Source organism: Parahaemophilus parainfluenzae (assembly GCF_001055095.1).
GTDB classification, from domain to species: Bacteria; Pseudomonadota; Gammaproteobacteria; order Enterobacterales; family Pasteurellaceae; genus Haemophilus_D; species Haemophilus_D parainfluenzae_Z.
This window is the reverse complement of the sequence record NZ_JVHG01000001.1, coordinates 41,310-59,231: the sequence shown is the minus strand read 5'-3', so window position 1 is coordinate 59,231 and position 17,922 is coordinate 41,310. Positions and strand designations below refer to the sequence as shown.

General features: G+C 39.8%; 19 protein-coding genes. 7 read left to right on the top strand and 12 right to left on the bottom strand.

All coding sequences use genetic code 11. The annotated features are described in order from the left end of the window. Nucleotides 1–20 precede the first annotated feature (20 nt). The 5 genes from ADA56_RS00325 to ADA56_RS00305 all read right to left on the bottom strand — a co-directional run bounded on the left by ADA56_RS00325 (nt 21) and on the right by ADA56_RS00305 (nt 4,287). Complete coding sequence (locus ADA56_RS00325) at nt 21–998, bottom strand: ABC transporter substrate-binding protein (RefSeq protein WP_049368689.1); 978 nt, start codon at nt 996–998, stop codon at nt 21–23. Between the two features lie 132 nt (nt 999–1,130). Then, the gene (locus tag ADA56_RS00320) at nt 1,131–1,490 is read right to left on the bottom strand and encodes an MmcQ/YjbR family DNA-binding protein (RefSeq protein ID WP_049368688.1); all 360 of its coding nucleotides are present in this window, start codon (nt 1,488–1,490) and stop codon (nt 1,131–1,133) included. A 151-nt stretch (nt 1,491–1,641) separates the two neighbouring features. Beyond that, nucleotides 1,642–2,127, bottom strand: a complete 486-nt coding sequence (locus ADA56_RS00315) for a hypothetical protein (protein WP_049368687.1) — start codon at nt 2,125–2,127, stop codon at nt 1,642–1,644. 26 nt (nt 2,128–2,153) lie between these two features. Next, nucleotides 2,154–3,563 carry a multicopper oxidase domain-containing protein gene (locus ADA56_RS00310; RefSeq protein WP_049368686.1) on the bottom strand — a complete coding sequence of 470 codons (1,410 nt, stop codon included), beginning with the start codon at nt 3,561–3,563 and terminating at the stop codon, nt 2,154–2,156. A 1-nt stretch (nt 3,564) separates the two neighbouring features. Beyond that, nucleotides 3,565–4,287, bottom strand: a complete 723-nt coding sequence (locus ADA56_RS00305) for a 1-acylglycerol-3-phosphate O-acyltransferase (RefSeq protein ID WP_049368685.1) — start codon at nt 4,285–4,287, stop codon at nt 3,565–3,567. A gap of 87 nt (nt 4,288–4,374) precedes the next feature. Between ADA56_RS00305 and lpxH the strand changes: the two genes are divergently transcribed. After that, nucleotides 4,375–5,079, top strand: a complete 705-nt coding sequence (lpxH, locus tag ADA56_RS00300) for a UDP-2,3-diacylglucosamine diphosphatase (RefSeq protein WP_049368684.1) — start codon at nt 4,375–4,377, stop codon at nt 5,077–5,079. Between the two features lie 64 nt (nt 5,080–5,143). Here lpxH and glmS read toward each other — a convergent pair whose 3' ends face one another. The 6 genes from glmS to nudC form a co-directional block, all read right to left on the bottom strand. Continuing rightward, a complete protein-coding gene (glmS, locus tag ADA56_RS00295; protein WP_014064713.1) occupies nt 5,144–6,976 on the bottom strand; it encodes a glutamine--fructose-6-phosphate transaminase (isomerizing) in 1,833 nt (610 codons plus the stop codon). A 50-nt stretch (nt 6,977–7,026) separates the two neighbouring features. Continuing rightward, on the bottom strand, nt 7,027–7,809 hold the full coding sequence (locus ADA56_RS00290) for a DeoR/GlpR family DNA-binding transcription regulator (protein ID WP_049368683.1): 783 nt from the start codon (nt 7,807–7,809) through the stop codon (nt 7,027–7,029). Nucleotides 7,810–7,935: 126 nt separating this feature from the next. Further along, on the bottom strand, nt 7,936–8,208 hold the full coding sequence (locus ADA56_RS00285; RefSeq protein ID WP_005696943.1) for an HU family DNA-binding protein: 273 nt from the start codon (nt 8,206–8,208) through the stop codon (nt 7,936–7,938). A gap of 138 nt (nt 8,209–8,346) precedes the next feature. Beyond that, entirely contained in the window at nt 8,347–8,937 is a 591-nt protein-coding gene (locus ADA56_RS00280; protein ID WP_049368682.1) for a YjaG family protein, read from the bottom strand. An 11-nt stretch (nt 8,938–8,948) separates the two neighbouring features. After that, nucleotides 8,949–10,013 (bottom strand): uroporphyrinogen decarboxylase, encoded by a 1,065-nt coding sequence (gene hemE, locus ADA56_RS00275; protein WP_049368681.1) that lies wholly within the window; start codon nt 10,011–10,013, stop codon nt 8,949–8,951. A gap of 10 nt (nt 10,014–10,023) precedes the next feature. Then, on the bottom strand, nt 10,024–10,818 hold the full coding sequence (gene nudC, locus ADA56_RS00270; protein ID WP_049368716.1) for an NAD(+) diphosphatase: 795 nt from the start codon (nt 10,816–10,818) through the stop codon (nt 10,024–10,026). 147 nt (nt 10,819–10,965) lie between these two features. On the opposite strand from nudC, the gene ADA56_RS00265 reads away from it, so the two are divergent. Both ADA56_RS00265 and ADA56_RS00260 read left to right on the top strand, forming a co-directional pair. Continuing rightward, on the top strand, nt 10,966–11,421 hold the full coding sequence (locus ADA56_RS00265) for a DUF3290 family protein (RefSeq protein WP_049368680.1): 456 nt from the start codon (nt 10,966–10,968) through the stop codon (nt 11,419–11,421). Continuing rightward, nucleotides 11,421–12,056, top strand: a complete 636-nt coding sequence (locus ADA56_RS00260; protein WP_049368679.1) for a DUF421 domain-containing protein — start codon at nt 11,421–11,423, stop codon at nt 12,054–12,056. The genes ADA56_RS00265 and ADA56_RS00260 overlap by 1 nt, the downstream gene beginning before the upstream one ends. A gap of 43 nt (nt 12,057–12,099) precedes the next feature. Here the strand turns inward: ADA56_RS00260 and ADA56_RS00255 are convergent, their stop codons facing one another. Continuing rightward, nucleotides 12,100–13,314, bottom strand: coding sequence for an aromatic amino acid transporter (locus ADA56_RS00255; RefSeq protein ID WP_049368678.1), 1,215 nt, complete (start codon nt 13,312–13,314; stop codon nt 12,100–12,102). Between the two features lie 176 nt (nt 13,315–13,490). Between ADA56_RS00255 and ADA56_RS00250 the strand changes: the two genes are divergently transcribed. The 4 genes from ADA56_RS00250 to ADA56_RS00235 all read left to right on the top strand — a co-directional run bounded on the left by ADA56_RS00250 (nt 13,491) and on the right by ADA56_RS00235 (nt 17,922). Next, a complete protein-coding gene (locus ADA56_RS00250; RefSeq protein WP_049368677.1) occupies nt 13,491–14,354 on the top strand; it encodes a YicC/YloC family endoribonuclease in 864 nt (287 codons plus the stop codon). An 8-nt stretch (nt 14,355–14,362) separates the two neighbouring features. Beyond that, nucleotides 14,363–15,202 (top strand): folate-binding protein YgfZ, encoded by an 840-nt coding sequence (locus ADA56_RS00245; RefSeq protein ID WP_049368676.1) that lies wholly within the window; start codon nt 14,363–14,365, stop codon nt 15,200–15,202. 290 nt (nt 15,203–15,492) lie between these two features. Further along, entirely contained in the window at nt 15,493–17,094 is a 1,602-nt protein-coding gene (locus ADA56_RS00240; RefSeq protein ID WP_005696934.1) for a lactate permease LctP family transporter, read from the top strand. 96 nt (nt 17,095–17,190) lie between these two features. Next, nucleotides 17,191–17,922, top strand: a complete 732-nt coding sequence (locus ADA56_RS00235) for a (Fe-S)-binding protein (protein ID WP_005696932.1) — start codon at nt 17,191–17,193, stop codon at nt 17,920–17,922.

The following is a 17,922-nucleotide window of genomic DNA, read 5'->3' as shown; positions in this document are numbered from 1 at the left end:
TTATGTGATTCAGTTTCAAATTAAGCCAAGAAGAATTTATCATCTGGTAATTTACCACCTAAGAGTTTTGGATTGAACTCCATCAAGGTTTCATAGAATTGCATGATTTCATTTTTCAGTTCACTGGCTTTGGTCACCGTTAAGCGCGCACCGTCTAAGCCCATTTCAATAGCGGCTTCTGGTGCTGGTAGATAATTAGCACCAATTTCAGCCGCACTTTTACGGTTCGCCATAACCCAGTTTAACGCATCACTTAAATCTTGATGGAACAGATCAAACTCTGCCTTATGTGCCTGGAAGTATTCTTCGTTAGCAATGATGCCTGCCATTGGAATAAGTGGTTTAGTGTTAAACGCTTGTCCCCATTCTTTCACTAAATCGAAGCCACGGACAATCTCCGTACCGACAATTTTAGCTTTCTGCACAACGGCGCTTGCCATCGGTTCTGGCAAGATGGCAGCATGGAAATCTTTCAGCAAGAACAAACCAATCGCCTCAGTTGGTGTTGCCGCATAGGTGATCTCTACTTTATTAATATCAATATTCAGTTTTTTCAGTAAAGCCTGCAACACGATGTCAGGCATATCGTTTTTAAATGGCACTAGGATTTTTTTACCCACCAATTCTTGCGGTGAAGTAATGGCACCACCTTTGCACATCAACTGCGTAATCCCATTGGTGAGAATATTTACCATGCCAACTTGTTGCCCTTGATTACGTAAATTCACGCCCACATTACTTGGGCTCATCATCACTTTAAATTGCCCACTTGCCACGCCTGCACGCAGTTGATCAGGTGAACGCCAAATCTCTAATGCGACATCCGCTTGTTTGGCTAATTTACCTTGTGCCGCCGCCACTGCAATGGTCACACTTGGCATGGCTGGTGCGCCATAAATGGTAAATTGTTCTTTCGTTGCAGCAAAGAGAGAAGGCGACATACTCGCTGCCGTAAGTGCTGCGCTCATTCTTAAAAAATCACGTCTATTCATTGCCATGGTTATCTCCTTATTGAATATCAGGGCTAATACCTTATTTTGATAATAGTTTTTATTCATTATCTTACTCGCCGTGATTAAAGTAAAGAAAAGCAAAAGTGCGGTCAGATTTTTAGGTATTTTTAAATTCTTCTACTTTGTTAAGTCGTAACTCCAATCTAACAACTTAAAGATTTCTTCGGTTTCTACGCCATGATCTAACACAATCGTTAGCCAATGGGTTTTGTTCATATGGTAGGCGGGTAAGATATTAGGCGATTGCTGTAAGATGCTTACCATATCAGGTGGACATTTGAGATTGATAAAATCAGTCTCCCCTTGTTCTTTTAAACCAAGTTTGGTTTTACTGATTTTACCAATAAGCGCATACCATTTCCTTTTAGCATTGCCATGACGCAAAACTGCATATTCTGGATGTTTTGCCCAAAGATATTCCGGCTGTGTCGCATATTGATTAGCCGCATAATCAAAGATTTGTTGTGCTTGGTGCATGGTTTGCTCCTTGAATGATGAATGAGTTCATTATCAGCCGTAAAGCAGAGAAAAGAAAGACCGTCTGAAAATTGAATTCCAGACGGTCTTTTGCTTTAGTTTTAAAACAGCAAACATATAAATAAGTGCGGTCGTTTTTTAAGTGTTTTTCTTACTCAGTCACGTAGAAAACTTGTTTTTCAAATTCGTGTTTACCAATTTTGACAGTCAACACATATTTACCGATTGGATCTCGGCGGTCGAATGTCCAGCAGTTCATCATGTATTTGCCATTTTCTAATGTTGGTCTGGTATAAGTGATGGTATGGAGTTTTTTATTTGGTGATGACACTACTTTTGCATTTTCAATCGAACTGGTGAATTCACTTTGGGCTTGAGCTTTAAAGGTTTCACTTACCGTTGCTTTTTTACCAAAATTACCTGTTGCGAGCCAACATACTTTCTCGGTTTTATTGGAACGAGAGGTTTCTTTTTTATTTAAATCAGGTGATGGCTCCTGAGTTCTATCAAACACAGAGAGATAAATAGTTGGCTCATTTGCTGTATCTTTAGCTGCGTCTTTTGATTCTGGTGCTGCAGCAAATGTGCCTGTTGAGAATAAGGTCGCCATTAAAGCGAATGTTGAGATTTTTTTCATGTTAGATTCCTTTTTATATCATTATTTTATTGTACGATCATTATACCAAGGCATCCCATATCTGCCAGCATTAAATTGGATGAACCAAATAAGAAGGGATGAGTATTTGACGAAGGTTGTTCAAATTTTACTAAAATTTGTACTTTCTTTTTCACCCAAACCGTGTCTTTCCAAGCAAGTTCCGACACATCGACGTTAACGTCATCTTGACTTTCAATCACAAACTTTGCGCCTTGAATGGTGAAACCCACGGGCAGCGAGCTGTTGATGATCCAACGTTCGACGCTGCCGACTTTAGCCGAAACATCAACACGGCGCGGGTCAAAGCGTTGTTTATTAATTAAGCCATTCGTCACATCTAATTCAAAGGTACGTTCTTGCGCGATTTTACTTTCTAACATCGCAGTAGCATCAGTATTGAATGATTCATTCATCTTTTTACTGAATGCAGAGATTTCACCTTGTGGGCGAAGTTCTAAAACGGTGTTATCGGCAAAATCATTACCTGAACTGAAGACATTTTTGATTTTGTCGAAGAAACCACGTTTGGCACCAGAGATCAGCGATACGCCTTCACCTTCACTTAAATTAACGAGTACTTCTGCACGCTCACCCGGTGCAAGAATAAGAGAATTGATCGCTTTACCTTGAGGTAAAAAGCCTAAATCTCTCGCAATGAGTAACATGTCCTGCTCGTTATCTAAACGGAGATCATAGGCTCTTGCTAGTGAGGCATTGAGCAAGCGTAAACGTACCCAGCCGCGAGGAACATCAAGATAAGGGGATTCTTGTCCATTCACAAGAAGACGATTACCGACAAAGTGCGGTTGATTTTGCTTAAATAATTGTAATCCATCGCCATTAAATTCCATGTCTTGTAAGATTAATGGGATATCGTCCACGCCATATTTATGAGGTAGCTGTGACTTTAAGCTTTGATCATCTTCAATTAACCACATCCCCACGATGCCTCGATAGGTTTGATAAGCCGAGTTAGCTAGAGTCGCCGAGCGATACCAGCAAGTCGCAGCAGGTTGCTCTATAGGGATAATTGGTGCCCAAGATTCCCCTTTCTTTAAGACTTTTGCGGCACCACCAAATAATTCGCCACTGGCTTGTAATCCCTGAATAGAGAGTGCAATGCTTTGTGGCAAATTGTTGTGATAATTGAGTTTTGCAAAGGAACCCGATTTGATACGAATAGTAGGGCCAAGATAATTGCCGTTAAAGCCCCATACACTGACGCTATGGGAGCCATCTAATTTGTAGCCGGTTTCTTCCATATTAAGAATAATTGGGCGACCACGTTTCGTTTCCATCAACGGCGGAATAGTTAATTTTTCACGGGATGCAGCTAATACCGATTGAGGTGTAGCAGCAAGTGCGGTTGAAATTGCGGTAGTTTTTAATAATTGGCGACGAGAAAGACGCAACATATTATTTTCCTTGTGCAATTTCAGCATCGAGTTCGGCGATGCGTTTTTCCATTAAATCATGACAGTAAGAGGCGAGTTCGCGCACATTGTCTTTTGTGTAGGATGACACATCAATCGGATCCATCATTTCACAAATCACCTTGCCGTTATCCCAACGATTTAAATCAATTTTGTTATGGGTTGTCGAACACACAACGGGCACGATTGGTACGCCAGCCGCAATCGCTGCATGGAATGCGCCTGTTTTGAATGGCAATAAACCACGGCCACGGCTACGAGTGCCTTCAGGGAACATCCAAATTGACAGGTTGTCTTTATTGATACGGCGAGCAAGTTCCGTCATGGTGCTGTGTGCTTTAGAACGATTTTCACGATCTAAGAAAATATTACCCGTCACCCAATATAAAATGCCGAAGAAAGGAACCCAAATCAGGCTTTTCTTACCCACACTTACTGTGCGCGGGAGTACCATGTAAGAGATGGTTACCATATCGAAATTATTTTGGTGATTACCGATGTAAATGCAACGCGGCATATTCTCTTTATTTTTTGGGAAGCGGTGTTCTACATCTAAGCCAAATAATGGGTATAGGCGACCAAACCAGCGAGCCATAATGCCCACGTTACTTGGATTTTTGAAACGAATAAAGGAATAGATCGTACCGAGCACACAAATTAAAATACAACAAAGTGCAACGATGAGAATTCTGGCGATTTTTAACATAGAAAATACCTAATTAAAATTTTTGGAAAGTATAGCAAATTACACAAAAATGTGTGCTAATCTAATGAAAAAAATGACGGAATAGTTATGAAACCCATTTATTTTATTGCAGATCTTCATTTAAGCGAAACCCATCCGGAATTAACCGCTCTTTTTAACGATTTTATGCAAAACAAAGCGCAAGAAGCCCAAGCGGTTTATATTTTGGGCGATCTTTTTGATTTTTGGATTGGTGACGATGAAGTTTCACCTTTAATTTCACAAGTAAAACAGTTGATTAAAAACCTGACAGAAAAGGGCATTGCTTGTTATTTCATTCATGGTAATCGAGATTTTCTTGTAGGGAAAAAATTTGCACAAGATTGTGGTTTAATCTTATTGCCTGACTATCATTGTGTTGATCTTTATGGTGTGAAAACCTTAATTTGTCATGGTGATACCTTGTGTATTGATGATGTGAAATATCAGCAATTTCGCCGAAAAGTGCATCAAAAATGGCGACAAAGATTGTTTTTATGTTTGCCATTAAAAGTGCGGTTAAAAATTGCAGAGAAAATTCGCGCGAAGAGTAAACAAGATAAGCAATATAAGTCGCTGGATATCATGGATGTGAATTTAGCGTTTACGGCACAAACAGTAAAGGCATTTGGCGTAGAACGATTAATTCACGGCCATACACATCGAGAAGCCATCCATCAGGAAAAAGGGTACACACGCATTGTGTTAGGCGATTGGCGAAAGGATTACGCCTCAATTTTGGAAGTGACAGAAAACGGTTATCGGTTTATTTAAACAAAAAGCACAGGATTAAACCTGTGCTTTTTTGTATTAAAACATGCTGATTTTCAACCGCACTTTATTCTACGGTTACCGATTTCGCTAAGTTACGAGGTTGGTCTACGTCGGTTCCTTTAATTAATGCCACATGGTATGACAATAATTGCATTGGAACAGTGTAGAAAATTGGCGCAATAATTTCATTCACTTTTGGCATGGTAATGATTTTCATACCTTCGCTTGGTGTGAAACCTGCTTCTTTATCGGCGAACACATAAAGCTGACCACCACGTGCACGCACTTCTTCAATGTTTGATTTCACTTTTTCAAGTAATTCATTGTTTGGTGCAACCACGATAACCGGCATATCCGCATCGATTAACGCTAATGGACCGTGTTTTAATTCACCCGCCGCATAAGCTTCAGCATGGATATAAGAAATTTCTTTTAATTTCAATGAAGCTTCCATTGCGATAGGGTAGAACTCACCACGACCTAAGAAAAGCGCATGGTTTTTCTCAGCGAAGTCTTCTGCTAACGCTTCGATATCTTTATCAAATGCAAGAGCTTTTTCAACTTCAGCCGGAAGTGATTGTAACGCTTTTACAATTTCTACTTCTTGTTCGTTTGAGATATTGCCTTTTACTTTACCAATTGCAGTGACTAACATTAATAATGCAGCCAACTGGGTGGTAAATGCTTTGGTTGATGCCACACCAACTTCAACGCCTGCACGAGTCATGAAAGCAAGATCCGATTCACGCACTAAAGATGAACTTGATACGTTACAGATCGTTAATGCTGCCATGTAACCTTTTTCTTTTGCAAGACGAAGTGCTGCAAGGGTATCCGCCGTTTCACCTGATTGAGAAATAGTCACTAACAAGCTATTTGGGCGAGTGACAAATTTGCGATAGCGGAATTCAGACGCGATTTCAACATCACAGCTTACTCCAGCAAGAGCTTCAAACCAGTAACGAGCGGTCATCCCTGCATTATAAGAGGTACCACAAGCCACAATTTGAATGTGTTCAACTTTTTCTAAGATTTCTGCTGCGCCATTACCAATAGCATCGACAATCACGTTGTTATGGAGGATACGTCCTTCCATTGTGTTGATTAATGCATTTGGTTGCTCATAGATTTCTTTTTGCATGAAATGGCGGAATTTGCCTTTTTCGGCTGCATCATTTTCAAGGTTAGATTCGTGCACTTCACGTTCTACTTTTTGACCATTCGCATCATAAATATCCACGGTACGACGTGTGATTTCTGCGATATCGCCTTCTTCTAAATAGATGAAACGACGTGTTACGCTTAAGAGCGCAAGTTGGTCAGATGCAAGGAAGTTTTCACCAATTCCTAAACCAATTACTAACGGGCTGCCTGAACGCGCAGCCACTAAATGTTCTGGATGCTCACGATCTAGTACAACCATACCGTATGCACCAGTAAGTTGTTTTACGGTTTTTTGGACTGCTTCAAGAAGATTTGAGGCTGTACGCATTTCCCAATTAACAAGGTGAGCAATTACTTCGGTATCAGTTTGAGAATTAAATACATAGCCACGTGATTTAAGTAATTCACGTAATTCTTCGTGGTTTTCGATGATACCGTTATGGACGACAGCAAAGTTGCCTGAAGTATGCGGGTGAGCATTGGCTTCAGACGGTTCACCATGCGTTGCCCAACGAGTATGTGCAATCCCAGTACCACCGATTAATGGTTTTACTGCAACGGCTTCATCAAGGGCTTTTACTTTACCCAAGCAACGCACGCGGTGTAATTCATGGTTTGGATCCACAACAGCAACACCCGCTGAGTCGTAACCACGATACTCTAAGCGGTGTAAACCATTAATTAAAATTTCTGCTACATCACGTTGTGCTACCGCACCAACAATACCACACATAGTTTTTCCTTATTTAATAAAATTAAAAGTCTTGTTTTTCTGACCGCACTTTATGCCACATCCACACAAATTACTTCTACGCCTTGCGCCATTATGGCTTCTTTATCAGCCTGAGATAATTTGTTATCGGTAATTAGCACATCAATTTGCTGCCAGGTTAATTCCACATTTGGCATTTTTCTGCCAATTTTTTGTGATTCCACCATCACAATCACTTCACGAGATACTTCAGCCATCACTTGGCTTAAGCGAACCAACTCATTAAATGTTGTTGTACCACGTTCTAAATCAATGCCATCGGCACCAATAAATAATTGGTCAAAGTCATAAGAACGTAGCACTTGTTCGGCAATATTGCCTTGGAAGGATTCAGAACGCGTGTCCCAAGTGCCTCCCGTCATTAAGAGTGTCGGTTCATTTTCGAGTGAACGTAATGCGGTGGCCACCGAAAGCGAATTCGTCATCACAACCAAGCCTTGCTTGCGATTAAGCTGTTTAATCAATGCAGCGGTTGTGCTGCCACTATCCACAATAATTCGGTTGTGATCACGAATACGTTCTGCGGCTGCCTTTGCTAAGACTAACTTTCGTTGCGAAAGTTCATCATCTTGTTCTTCTTCGATGATTTCTTGTGGCATTAAAATGGCGCCACCATATTTACGAAGAAGGAAACCATTACTTTCCAATGCAGTGAGATCTTTTCGAATCGTCACTTCAGAGGTGTCAAATAACTGTACGAGTTGTTCAACACTGACTTCACCTTGTTCTTGCAGAAGTTGCATGATGGCATGTCTGCGTTGTTGGGTATTTCGGTGTTGAATGTTTCGTTTCATTATTTATATCCCGTAATAAGTTTCGGTTCGGAATTATATCGGCAAAATGATGATTGTAAAGCTAAAATTTAGGTAACAAAAAACCCTGACAAAGCAGGGTTTAATTAAAATCCGTTTTAAGACAAATTATTTGATTGCGTCTTTTAATGCTTTACCAGATACGAATGCAGGCACTTTAGATGCTGCGATTTTGATTTCTGCACCAGTTTGTGGGTTACGGCCAGTACGTGCTGCACGTTTGTTCACTTTGAATGTACCGAAACCGATTAATTGAACAGGTTCACCTTTTTTAAGGCTACCAGTGATAGCGGCTAAAGTAGCTTCTAATGCAGCTTTAGCTTGTTTTTTGTTTAATTCAGCTGCACTTGCAATTGCATCGATTAAATCTGTTTTGTTCATAAATTTGTACCTTCTGTTAAATTAAAATTTGACTCTATTTAAATAAGCGTAGCTTTTAACTGCTACGGCTTGGCAAAGTCTAATCTAACTGAGCGGGAAATAAAAGCCCGATTTGCAAAAATTGTGACAAATCTCACGTTATTGCTCAATTTTTATACCAATGTTGGAGATTCCCTCCTGCTTTATCTCGTTTCGGAGGGATAAAATCAAGTCTACATCGCGTTTTTCGCAGTCTTTGAGTAGTCGATAGATTTGCCATTGAAGGTCAAGTTCTTCTTCAATTTCTTTACGGCTTTTCAGCTCAGTCTCAGAAAGATCACGATCTTCTTGTGTTTCTAACAAAGAACAAACGGTGCCTAGTGAAATTTGGCTGATTTGAATTGCTTTTTCAAGCGTATCGCCCGCGATAATTGCATGCAATAATTCACCTAGCGCTTCACAAGCATCGAGAGCGGGTACCACACCAAAGAAGTCGTAATCATTCACATCAGGAATGATTTCTTCAAGTTTCTCTAATTGGTTCTCGAAATTAATCTTTGCCTCTTTAACCGTTAGAAACTCCCACACTAAGTTTAAAATGTTGTGATAGGTTTTGTCTGCGGGCTTTTGTTCCGTCATTTGGCAAAACAATGCAAAGTTCGGTGCCATACGTTCGCATAAGCAAGCCATAAAAGTTAGATGTTGCCAGCTTTCAAGATTTTCGAGACGCTTGTGAATCGGATTTCGCATTTTTTTCTCACTTATTTATGATAGGCTTTAGAGAACTCATGAATCGCATCCACGAAGATTTTTGGTGCGCTTTCCGGCACATCTTGGTGAATACCATGACCTAAATTAAATACATGTCCGCTGCCTTGACCAAAATCAGCTAAAATTGACCGCACTTCTTGCTCAATACGTTCCGCCGGGGCATATAACACGCTTGGATCCATATTGCCTTGTAGTGCCACTTTATGGCCTACGCGTGCTTTCGCATCCGCTAAATTCACTGTCCAGTCTAACCCGAGCGCATCACAGCCTGTATTTGCCATGGCTTCTAACCATAAGCCGCCACCTTTGGTAAATAAAGTCACCGGTACTTTACGACCATCGTGTTCACGAATTAAACCATCAACGATTTTATGCATATATTGCAGAGAGAAGTCTAAATATTCACGATGACCTAATACACCGCCCCAGGTATCAAACACCATGACCGCTTGTGCACCTGCTTTGATTTGTGCGTTTAGGTATAAAATCACGGAATCCGCCACTTTATCTAATAAAAGATGCAAAGTTTGCGGTTCGGCATACATCATTTTCTTGATTTTATTGAAGGTTTTGCTGCTACCGCCTTCAACCATATAAGTCGCCAGTGTCCACGGGCTACCAGAGAAACCAATCAATGGCACTTCGCCTTTTAGTTCACGACGAATTGTGCGCACAGCATTCATCACATATTGAAGTTCACCTTCAGGGTCAGGAATGGGTAAATTTTCGACCGCACTTTTGTTTTCAATTGGACGGGCAAATTTCGGGCCTTCACCTGCACCGAAACTTAATCCTAAGCCCATCGCATCAGGAATAGTCAGAATATCTGAAAATAAAATAGCCGCATCTAAAGCATAGCGACGAAGTGGCTGTAAAGTAACTTCACAAGCTAAATCCGCATTGCGGCAAAGAGACATAAAATCGCCCGCTTCTGCACGTGTTGCTTTATACTCTGGCAAATAGCGTCCCGCTTGGCGCATCATCCATACGGGGGTCATATCCACTGGTTCGCGTAATAAGGCTTTTAAATAACGATCATTTTTTAATTCAGACATGGGCTTTCCTTTATTTATTTTGTTCCGCTTTGCAAAGCTCAAGCGTAGCATTAATTAATTTGAGTGCGATAGTACCTGTTGGCGGTAATTCTGGCAAGGGGGCAGCGCTAGAAAACCATTGTGCATCATGCAGTTCTGTTTCTTGCAGTTGAATTTCTCCACTGTCGTAATCGGCTAAAAAGCCCACCATTTGTGAATTAGGGAATGCCCAAGGTTGGCTACCGAAATAGCGAATATTTTTAATGCGAATGCCGGTTTCTTCAAACACTTCGCGGTGAACCGCATCTTCGAAGGTTTCACCCACTTCCACAAAACCGGCGAGCGTGGTGTACATCCCCGCTTTGCCAGGCGTGTAATGGCGTTTATGGTTGGCTAATAAAATCTCTGTGCCACGGCGAACGGTGACAATAATCGAAGGGCAAATAACTGGATAAGTACGATAGCCACAACTTGTACATTGAACCGCAAGTTCATCGTGAGTTTGTTCCGCTTTTTGACCGCACTTTCCGCAGAATTGGTGAGTTTTCAAAAAATGATTGATTTCTACGCCTCGGCTTAACAAATGAAAATCTTCAGTCGGTAAGGACAACAAACTCCGTAAGGAAAGGTATTCTCGCTCATCTTGATCATTTTCTGCCACAAGCCATAAAGGTCGTGATTTCCATTTCCCGAGCAACATTGCTTTTTGCGTTGTGAGGCCGAGTTCTTTTGCTGATCCAAAAGGCAGATCATTTTCCTGCCAATAAAGTGTCGATCCTTTGGTGAACAGCCAATATCCCTGATCTTCGGGCTGAATTGCTTTCATATTTTTCTCTTTTTGTTTCAAAAGTGCGGTCATTATAAAAGGGATTTTTCGGAAAAACGAATTTAATTTCTGTGATAAAGATAGCTAGTCAGTTTTCGTTGTGCTACAGTAGCAACCTGTTTTTCTCTTTAAAATTAGGAATGACAAATGTCTTTTTTCTCTTTTGCTTTTTTAGAAAATGCGATGTCTTTTGAAGGTTATTTTAAATATATCGCCATTTTTGTCTCGTTAGGTGCATTGCTTGTGGTGACAAGCTTATATTTACGTCATCGGTTACAAACCAAATATCGCGATCTCAGTATTATCTTTCTTTTATTAATTATTTTCTTGCTCGGTGTGCAATATAAGCAATATGAGCGAAATGAAGTCTATGCAGCTGATATCTCTAGCCTGGTGACATTTTTAAATTCGGTGAAAGATAGTCAAAATTTACAGAAAGAAGATATTCGTACCAATAGCCGTACATTAACGAACGGCATGATTTTAAATATTCGGGATCAGTATTTCGAAGTCCATTTTAATAATGATTTTTCAGCGTATACCTTATCCCCAATTAACTTAGTAAACCCTAATGTTACTGTGATTGATAAGGAGGATAAATAATGGATGGCTACACATTATTAGGCTTGAAATTGGCCATGGGTATTATTGGACTGGTACTCCAAATTAACTTAATGGGAAAAGGTAACCTTGCACCGACTTCCGCGATGGATCAGGTACAAAACTATGTGCTAGGTGGCATTATTGGTGGTGTGATTTATAGCGATAGTATTGGGGTATTCCAGTTCTCTCTCGTGCTCGTGCTTTGGACATTATTGGTTTTTACCCTCCGTTTTATCAAAAATCATAACAAATTAGTTAAATCTTTGATTGATGGTAAACCTGTTTGGGTGATTTCAAACGGTAAGGTTAAAACCGCTGAATGTATGAAAAACAGTATTACTGCTAATGACCTCATGTTTAAGTTACGTGCTGCCGGTATTTATGAAATCAAAACGGTTAAACGTGCGGTATTCGAACAAAATGGGCAACTCTCGATTATTCAATACGGCGATGATAACTTACGTTATCCATTAATTGTTGATGGACAATTAGATGGTGATATTTTAGACATTATTGATCATGATGAAGACTGGGTTAAAGCCGAGTTAGAAAAACAGAACCTAACAGTTGAGCAAGTGTATATTGGCGAATATTTGAATGGTCAGTTAGTGACACATTTATATGAAAACAAATAAAAAAAGACCGCACCTTAAAAGTGCGATCTTTTTTTCGTTCATTTTAACCCACAACAAAAGGTAAGTAACCCTCTCGGATGGCAAAAGGAATCGAAGTAATAATTACCCCAAGCACTAAGACGAGCACTAACAATGCTTTACCGCCCCATACTCGGTATGGCAAGTTTGGATGAATTGAGCGAGCTTTCCAAACTAATGCTACCGGTAAAACCACTGCGTAGAACGCGAACATTTGACCGGCATAACCCAGTGCGAGAATAAAACCTTCTGGATAGAAAAGGGAGAAAAGCACCGGTGGAATAAAGGTCATTAAACCTAATGAAATACGCCCTGCATGAATATTAAAAGATTGCTTGAGCAAGTCTTCGATACATTCTAATAAGCCTAATGCCACGCCTAAGAATGAGGTTACTAACGCCAAAGTGGAGAAGATTTTTACCGCATTCGCAATAATTGGGCTTTGGGTGATTTCTAAGGTTGCTTTCACTAAGCCATTTAATGTGGCGTCTTCACGTAAAATTTGTAAGAACTCATTTTGGCTGAGTAAGCCATGCGTAGAGAGCTGCCATAAAAAGTAAGCAAATAATGTGATGCCGGAGCCCACTAAAATTGCAATGCGTAAGGATTTTACGTTACCGTCTAAGTATTTATTTAAGCTAGGAATGGAACCGTGGAAACCAAATGCCGTGAAAAATACAGGGCTTGCAGAAATAATTAAGGCATTATCAATCGGCATCGCCATTAAGTTATCAAATTTAATATTTGGTAACATTAATGCGAGCACTAAGATAAAAGTGGCAATCATCACAAAGAATAAAACGCGATTGATTTTATCTACGCTGTGGGTACCGATGACAATAAAACTGCCAAAGAAAATCGTGAATACAAGTACCGCGATCTTATTCATGGTGTCTTTATCGCCCATGGCAGGGAGTAAATCCATTAATAAGGATCCACCACCACTCACATAAGCAGCAATTAAGGCATATAAAAAGACAATTAAAACAGCAGTGGAAATAATTCGCCCTGCTTTACCAAAATATTGTGCAGCAAGTGTGCCGATCCCTGCATCACTGTCAGCGGTTTGATACAGTTCCACGAATAACAATGCGGTGAAAGTGAGCACCGCCCACAAGCCAATTAATAAGAAAACCGTCGCCGTTAAGCCAATCCCTGCAGAGGTGAGCGGCATTGCCAGCATCCCCGCCCCAATCATGGTTCCAGCAACAAGTAAGGTACTTCCTACAGTCTTGTTCATTTTACTTTCCTTTAATTGTAATAATAAATTTACGATGATTGTATTTTAATCTTTACAGTGTGTAAAGTAGAAGAAACAAAATTCTTCTACAAAATGTACGGTAGAAATGACAGCACTTTCCCGATAAAATAGCCACCAAATCAATTAAGACGAGAGACAATAGTAGGAGAGCGCTTATGATTTATAGTATGACAGCTTTTGCACGCCTTGAAATCAAGAAAGCTTGGGGCGATGCAGTTTGGGAAATTCGTTCGGTTAACCAACGTTATTTGGAAAACTTTTTCCGCTTGCCAGAGCAATTTAGAGGCTTGGAAAATGCTTTGCGTGAGAAACTTCGTCAAAATCTCACTCGCGGTAAAATTGAATGTTCATTGCGTATTGATAGCAAAAAACAAACAGCGGCTGAACTCAATTTAAATAAAGAGTTGGCGAATCAAGTTATTCAATCTTTACAATGGATTAAGGCGCAAGCAGGTGAGGGCGAAATCAATTTAACGGATGTATTGCGTTATCCCGGCGTGGTGGAAGCGACTGAGCAAGATTTAGATGCCATCAGTCAAGATTTGTTGACAGCTTTCGATGAATTGTTGGTGGAATTTATTGCAATGCGTGGACGTGAAGGCGAAAAATTGCAAGCCATTATTCAACAGCGTCTTGATGGCATCACCGTGGAAGCCGAAAAAGTGCGGTCACAAATGCCGGCAGTTTTACAATGGCAGCGTGAGCGTTTATTGCAACGTTTTGAAGAAGCGAAGATTCAACTTGATCCACAACGTGTCGAACAAGAAATGATTTTATTGGCGCAACGAGTGGATGTGGCAGAAGAATTAGATCGTTTGCAAATGCATGTGAAAGAAACCAACAATATCTTGAAAAAAGGTGGGGCAGTGGGTCGTAAACTAGATTTTATGATGCAAGAGCTCAATCGTGAATCTAACACGTTGGCATCAAAATCCATTAATGCAGAGATCACCGCTTCTGCTGTGGAATTAAAAGTATTAATCGAACAAATGCGTGAGCAAATTCAAAACCTTGAATAGGAAAAATCATGGCAACATTTATTTCATTAAACCACTATGATTTGGTAGAAGTGGCTGGTGTCGATGCGGAGAAATATCTGCAAGGTCAATTAACTTGTGATGTGGTGCATTTAGCAGTTGGCGCTTCAACGCTTACAGCCCATTGCGATCCTAAAGGCAAAATGAATTCGTTGTTCCGCTTAATTAAGCTTTCAGCAGAGCAGTTTTTGATTTTAATGCCGAAAGCTTTATTGGCTCCACTCGATCATTTAAAAAAATACGCGGTGTTTTCCAAAGTCACTTTCCAAGTGTTGGATTGGCAAATTGTCGGCTTGATTGGTGAAAAGTGCGGTCGAATTCACGCGCAGATTGAATTAGATATTGATGAAAATCGTGCAATTTTGCTCAATCCTACACCGTTAGATGTCACCTTTAATGGCGATGAAAAACAATGGCTTTGTGCGGATATTCAAGCGGGCTTACCAAGCTTGAGTGCGGAAACGCAAAATGAATTTATCCCACAGGCATTAAATCTACAAGCTATCGAACAAGCGATTTCTTTTACTAAAGGGTGTTATATCGGGCAGGAAACTGTCGCGCGAGCCAAATATCGTGGTGCCAATAAACGTGCTATGTATGTGCTTTCGGGGGAAACAACGGTTACACCGAAAATCGGCAGTGAAATAGAAATGCAGTTAGAAACGGCTTGGCGTAAAACGGGTACGATTGTAAGTGCGGTCAATTTTGATGGTGTTTTATGGTTACAAGTGGTGATGAACAACGATTTAGAAGAAGGGACGCATTTCCGTTTACCTGAAGATGGAACAGTTCTGAAAATTGAATCTCTTCCTTATTCCATAAACAACTAAAGATATTGTCTCTTAATCTATTTTAAACTTAAAAATCCTTGGCGAAGTCAATCTTTGCAAGGATTTTTTTATTATGCCTTTTGTAATGAAAATTTATTTTCTAGCACAATTTCTGTATTTTTGTCAGATTTTTTGAATGGTTAAAAAAATGTTACAAGGATAAAAGGGAAATGTTAAAAAATTATGAGATCTTTGTCACATTTTCAATAAATTTCACTTAATAGGGTATAGGTTTTTTCTTTAAAACCCATAGAATACGCGCAATTTTTAGTTATGTAAGAGGAGTAAGTATGACCCTATCTTTTATTCTTAGTGTTTTTCCGATCATCCTGTTGATCTATTTAATGGTAAAGCGTAATGCATTACCTTCTTATGTTGCATTACCTTGGATTGCAACTCTAGTAATGGGGGTTCATCTTCTTCATTTTAATACCGATATAGTGACAATTAGTGCGAATGTGACTGCAGCAATCGTGGCTGTTCAAACACCAATTACTGTTATTTTTGGTGCAATTCTCTTTAACAAATTTTCAGAAGTATCTGGCGCAACTGATACGATGCGTAAATGGTTAGGCAATATTAATCCAAACCCAGTTGCACAATTAATGATTATCGGTTGGGCATTTGCTTTTATGATTGAGGGGGCAAGCGGCTTTGGTACACCAGCAGCGATTGCAGCTCCAATTTTAATGGGGTTAGGTTTTAATCCATTAAAAGTCGCCATGTTAGCTTTAGTGATGAATTCGGTTCCGGTTTCTTTTGGAGCTGTAGGTACACCAACTTGGTTCGGTTTTGGTCCGTTAAAATTAGATTCAAAATCGATTCTTGAAATTGGTTCGATGACAGCGTTTATCCACTCCATTGCGGCATTAGTGATTCCATTGATGGCATTACGCATCATGGTGACCTGGAAAGAAATCCGTCAAAATATTGTTTTCATTTATATCAGCGTATTCTCTTGCGTGATTCCTTACTTCTTAATTGCACAATTTAACTATGAGTTCCCATCATTAGTTGGTGGCGCAATTGGTCTCTTTATTTCTGTATTTGTAGCGAATAAAGGTATTGGTTTAGCGAAAGTTGAAAACAAGTTAGATAATAATGCTGTTAGCGCAGGCCAAGTTGCTAAAGCATTACTACCAACCGGTTTATTAATTTTATTCTTAATCGTTACACGTATTCCAGAATTAGGCTTAAAAGGCTTAATGAATAACAAAGATGTGTGGTTCTCCACAGCGTTAGGTTCATTAGGCACATTTGAAGTCAGCAAAGGTTTAATTTTTAGTTTGAAAAATATCTTCGGTTCAGAAGTGAGTGAAAGCTATAAACTTCTTTATGTACCTGCGTTAATTCCATTTGTAATTACCGTATTAATTTCATTACCACTTTTCGGAGTGAACTTCAGCAGAACAAAAGGCATTTTTAGTACAAGCTTAAGCCAAGTAAAAAATCCATTTATTGCCTTAATGGGAGCCTTAGTGATGGTAAACTTGATGTTAGTGGGTGGCGAGCATTCTATGGTAAAAATCATAGGTCGTACCTTTGCAGAAGTTACCGGTAGTGACTGGACAATCTTCTCATCCTTCTTAGGTGCTGTAGGCGCATTTTTCTCAGGTTCAAATACCGTATCTAACTTAACATTCGGTAGCGTACAATTATCGACAGCAGAAACTACAGGTTTATCTGTGACTTTAATTCTGGCGTTACAATCAGTCGGTGGTGCGATGGGTAATATGGTATGTATTAATAATATCGTAGCAGTTTCTTCCGTGTTGAATATTCAAAACAAAGAAGGAACAATCATTAAGACTACGATTGTACCAATGGTCGTTTACGGTATCATTGCAGCCCTTTGCGCAAGTTTCTTAATTCCGCTATTCTATGCGCTCTAAAATAGAGGCAAAAAGCAACCGCACTTTGTGGGCGGTTGCTTAACTTTTATCGAATATTTTACTTTTTATTTTCTATTATTGTTGGAGTAATTATTTATGAACGTAAATTTCTACGTTACTTGTATTGCCGACGTAGTAAAGAGCGGTGTGGCAAAAAACACTGTATTACTACTGGAAAAACTCGGTTGTAATGTTATCTTCCTTGAAAAACAAGGCTGTTGTGGGCAACCAGCATTAAACAGCGGTTACACCAAACAAGCCATCCCTGGCATGAAAAACTTAGTCGAAACCTTTGAAGTGAACGATTATCCCATTGTTGCCCCTGCAGGTTCCTGTGTTTATGCTATCAAAAACTATCCTGACTATTTCACTAAAGCTGGTGAGTTAGGTTGGGCTGAGCGAGCGAAAAAGGTCGTCGCACGTTTCTGTGATTTAACGGATTTCATCGTCAATAAATTAGGTGTAACAGATGTTGGCGCCTATTTGCCTGGTAAAGCGGTTTATCATCCTTCTTGTAGTCTTACTCGTAAATTAGGCATTGTTGATGAACCAATCGCTCTCTTGAAAGGTGTAAAAGGGTTAGATCTTCTTCCTATTCATAATCAACAAACTTGCTGTGGCTTTGGTGGAACTTTCTCTGTGAAAATGGCAGAGATTTCTGGCGAAATGGTGAAAGAAAAAGTTGAGCATATTGAAGAGGTTGAACCGCAATATTTAATCGGTGCAGATGTAAGTTGTTTATTAAATATTGGTGGTCGTTTACAACGCGAAGGCAGCAAGATCAAAGTGATGCACATTGCGGAAGTATTAATGCAAGGGGAGAAATAA

What these genes read in the sequence shown, in the direction of transcription:
- ADA56_RS00325 (WP_049368689.1), bottom strand. Translation starts at nt 998, where the DNA reads ATGGCAATGAATAGACGTGATTTTTTAAGAATGAGCGCAGCACTTACG.
- ADA56_RS00320 (WP_049368688.1), bottom strand. Translation starts at nt 1,490, where the DNA reads ATGCACCAAGCACAACAAATCTTTGATTATGCGGCTAATCAATATGCG.
- ADA56_RS00315 (WP_049368687.1), bottom strand. Translation starts at nt 2,127, where the DNA reads ATGAAAAAAATCTCAACATTCGCTTTAATGGCGACCTTATTCTCAACA.
- ADA56_RS00310 (WP_049368686.1), bottom strand. Translation starts at nt 3,563, where the DNA reads ATGTTGCGTCTTTCTCGTCGCCAATTATTAAAAACTACCGCAATTTCA.
- ADA56_RS00305 (WP_049368685.1), bottom strand. Translation starts at nt 4,287, where the DNA reads ATGTTAAAAATCGCCAGAATTCTCATCGTTGCACTTTGTTGTATTTTA.
- lpxH (WP_049368684.1), top strand. Translation starts at nt 4,375, where the DNA reads ATGAAACCCATTTATTTTATTGCAGATCTTCATTTAAGCGAAACCCAT.
- glmS (WP_014064713.1), bottom strand. Translation starts at nt 6,976, where the DNA reads ATGTGTGGTATTGTTGGTGCGGTAGCACAACGTGATGTAGCAGAAATT.
- ADA56_RS00290 (WP_049368683.1), bottom strand. Translation starts at nt 7,809, where the DNA reads ATGAAACGAAACATTCAACACCGAAATACCCAACAACGCAGACATGCC.
- ADA56_RS00285 (WP_005696943.1), bottom strand. Translation starts at nt 8,208, where the DNA reads ATGAACAAAACAGATTTAATCGATGCAATTGCAAGTGCAGCTGAATTA.
- ADA56_RS00280 (WP_049368682.1), bottom strand. Translation starts at nt 8,937, where the DNA reads ATGCGAAATCCGATTCACAAGCGTCTCGAAAATCTTGAAAGCTGGCAA.
- hemE (WP_049368681.1), bottom strand. Translation starts at nt 10,013, where the DNA reads ATGTCTGAATTAAAAAATGATCGTTATTTAAAAGCCTTATTACGCGAA.
- nudC (WP_049368716.1), bottom strand. Translation starts at nt 10,818, where the DNA reads ATGAAAGCAATTCAGCCCGAAGATCAGGGATATTGGCTGTTCACCAAA.
- ADA56_RS00265 (WP_049368680.1), top strand. Translation starts at nt 10,966, where the DNA reads ATGTCTTTTTTCTCTTTTGCTTTTTTAGAAAATGCGATGTCTTTTGAA.
- ADA56_RS00260 (WP_049368679.1), top strand. Translation starts at nt 11,421, where the DNA reads ATGGATGGCTACACATTATTAGGCTTGAAATTGGCCATGGGTATTATT.
- ADA56_RS00255 (WP_049368678.1), bottom strand. Translation starts at nt 13,314, where the DNA reads ATGAACAAGACTGTAGGAAGTACCTTACTTGTTGCTGGAACCATGATT.
- ADA56_RS00250 (WP_049368677.1), top strand. Translation starts at nt 13,491, where the DNA reads ATGATTTATAGTATGACAGCTTTTGCACGCCTTGAAATCAAGAAAGCT.
- ADA56_RS00245 (WP_049368676.1), top strand. Translation starts at nt 14,363, where the DNA reads ATGGCAACATTTATTTCATTAAACCACTATGATTTGGTAGAAGTGGCT.
- ADA56_RS00240 (WP_005696934.1), top strand. Translation starts at nt 15,493, where the DNA reads ATGACCCTATCTTTTATTCTTAGTGTTTTTCCGATCATCCTGTTGATC.
- ADA56_RS00235 (WP_005696932.1), top strand. Translation starts at nt 17,191, where the DNA reads ATGAACGTAAATTTCTACGTTACTTGTATTGCCGACGTAGTAAAGAGC.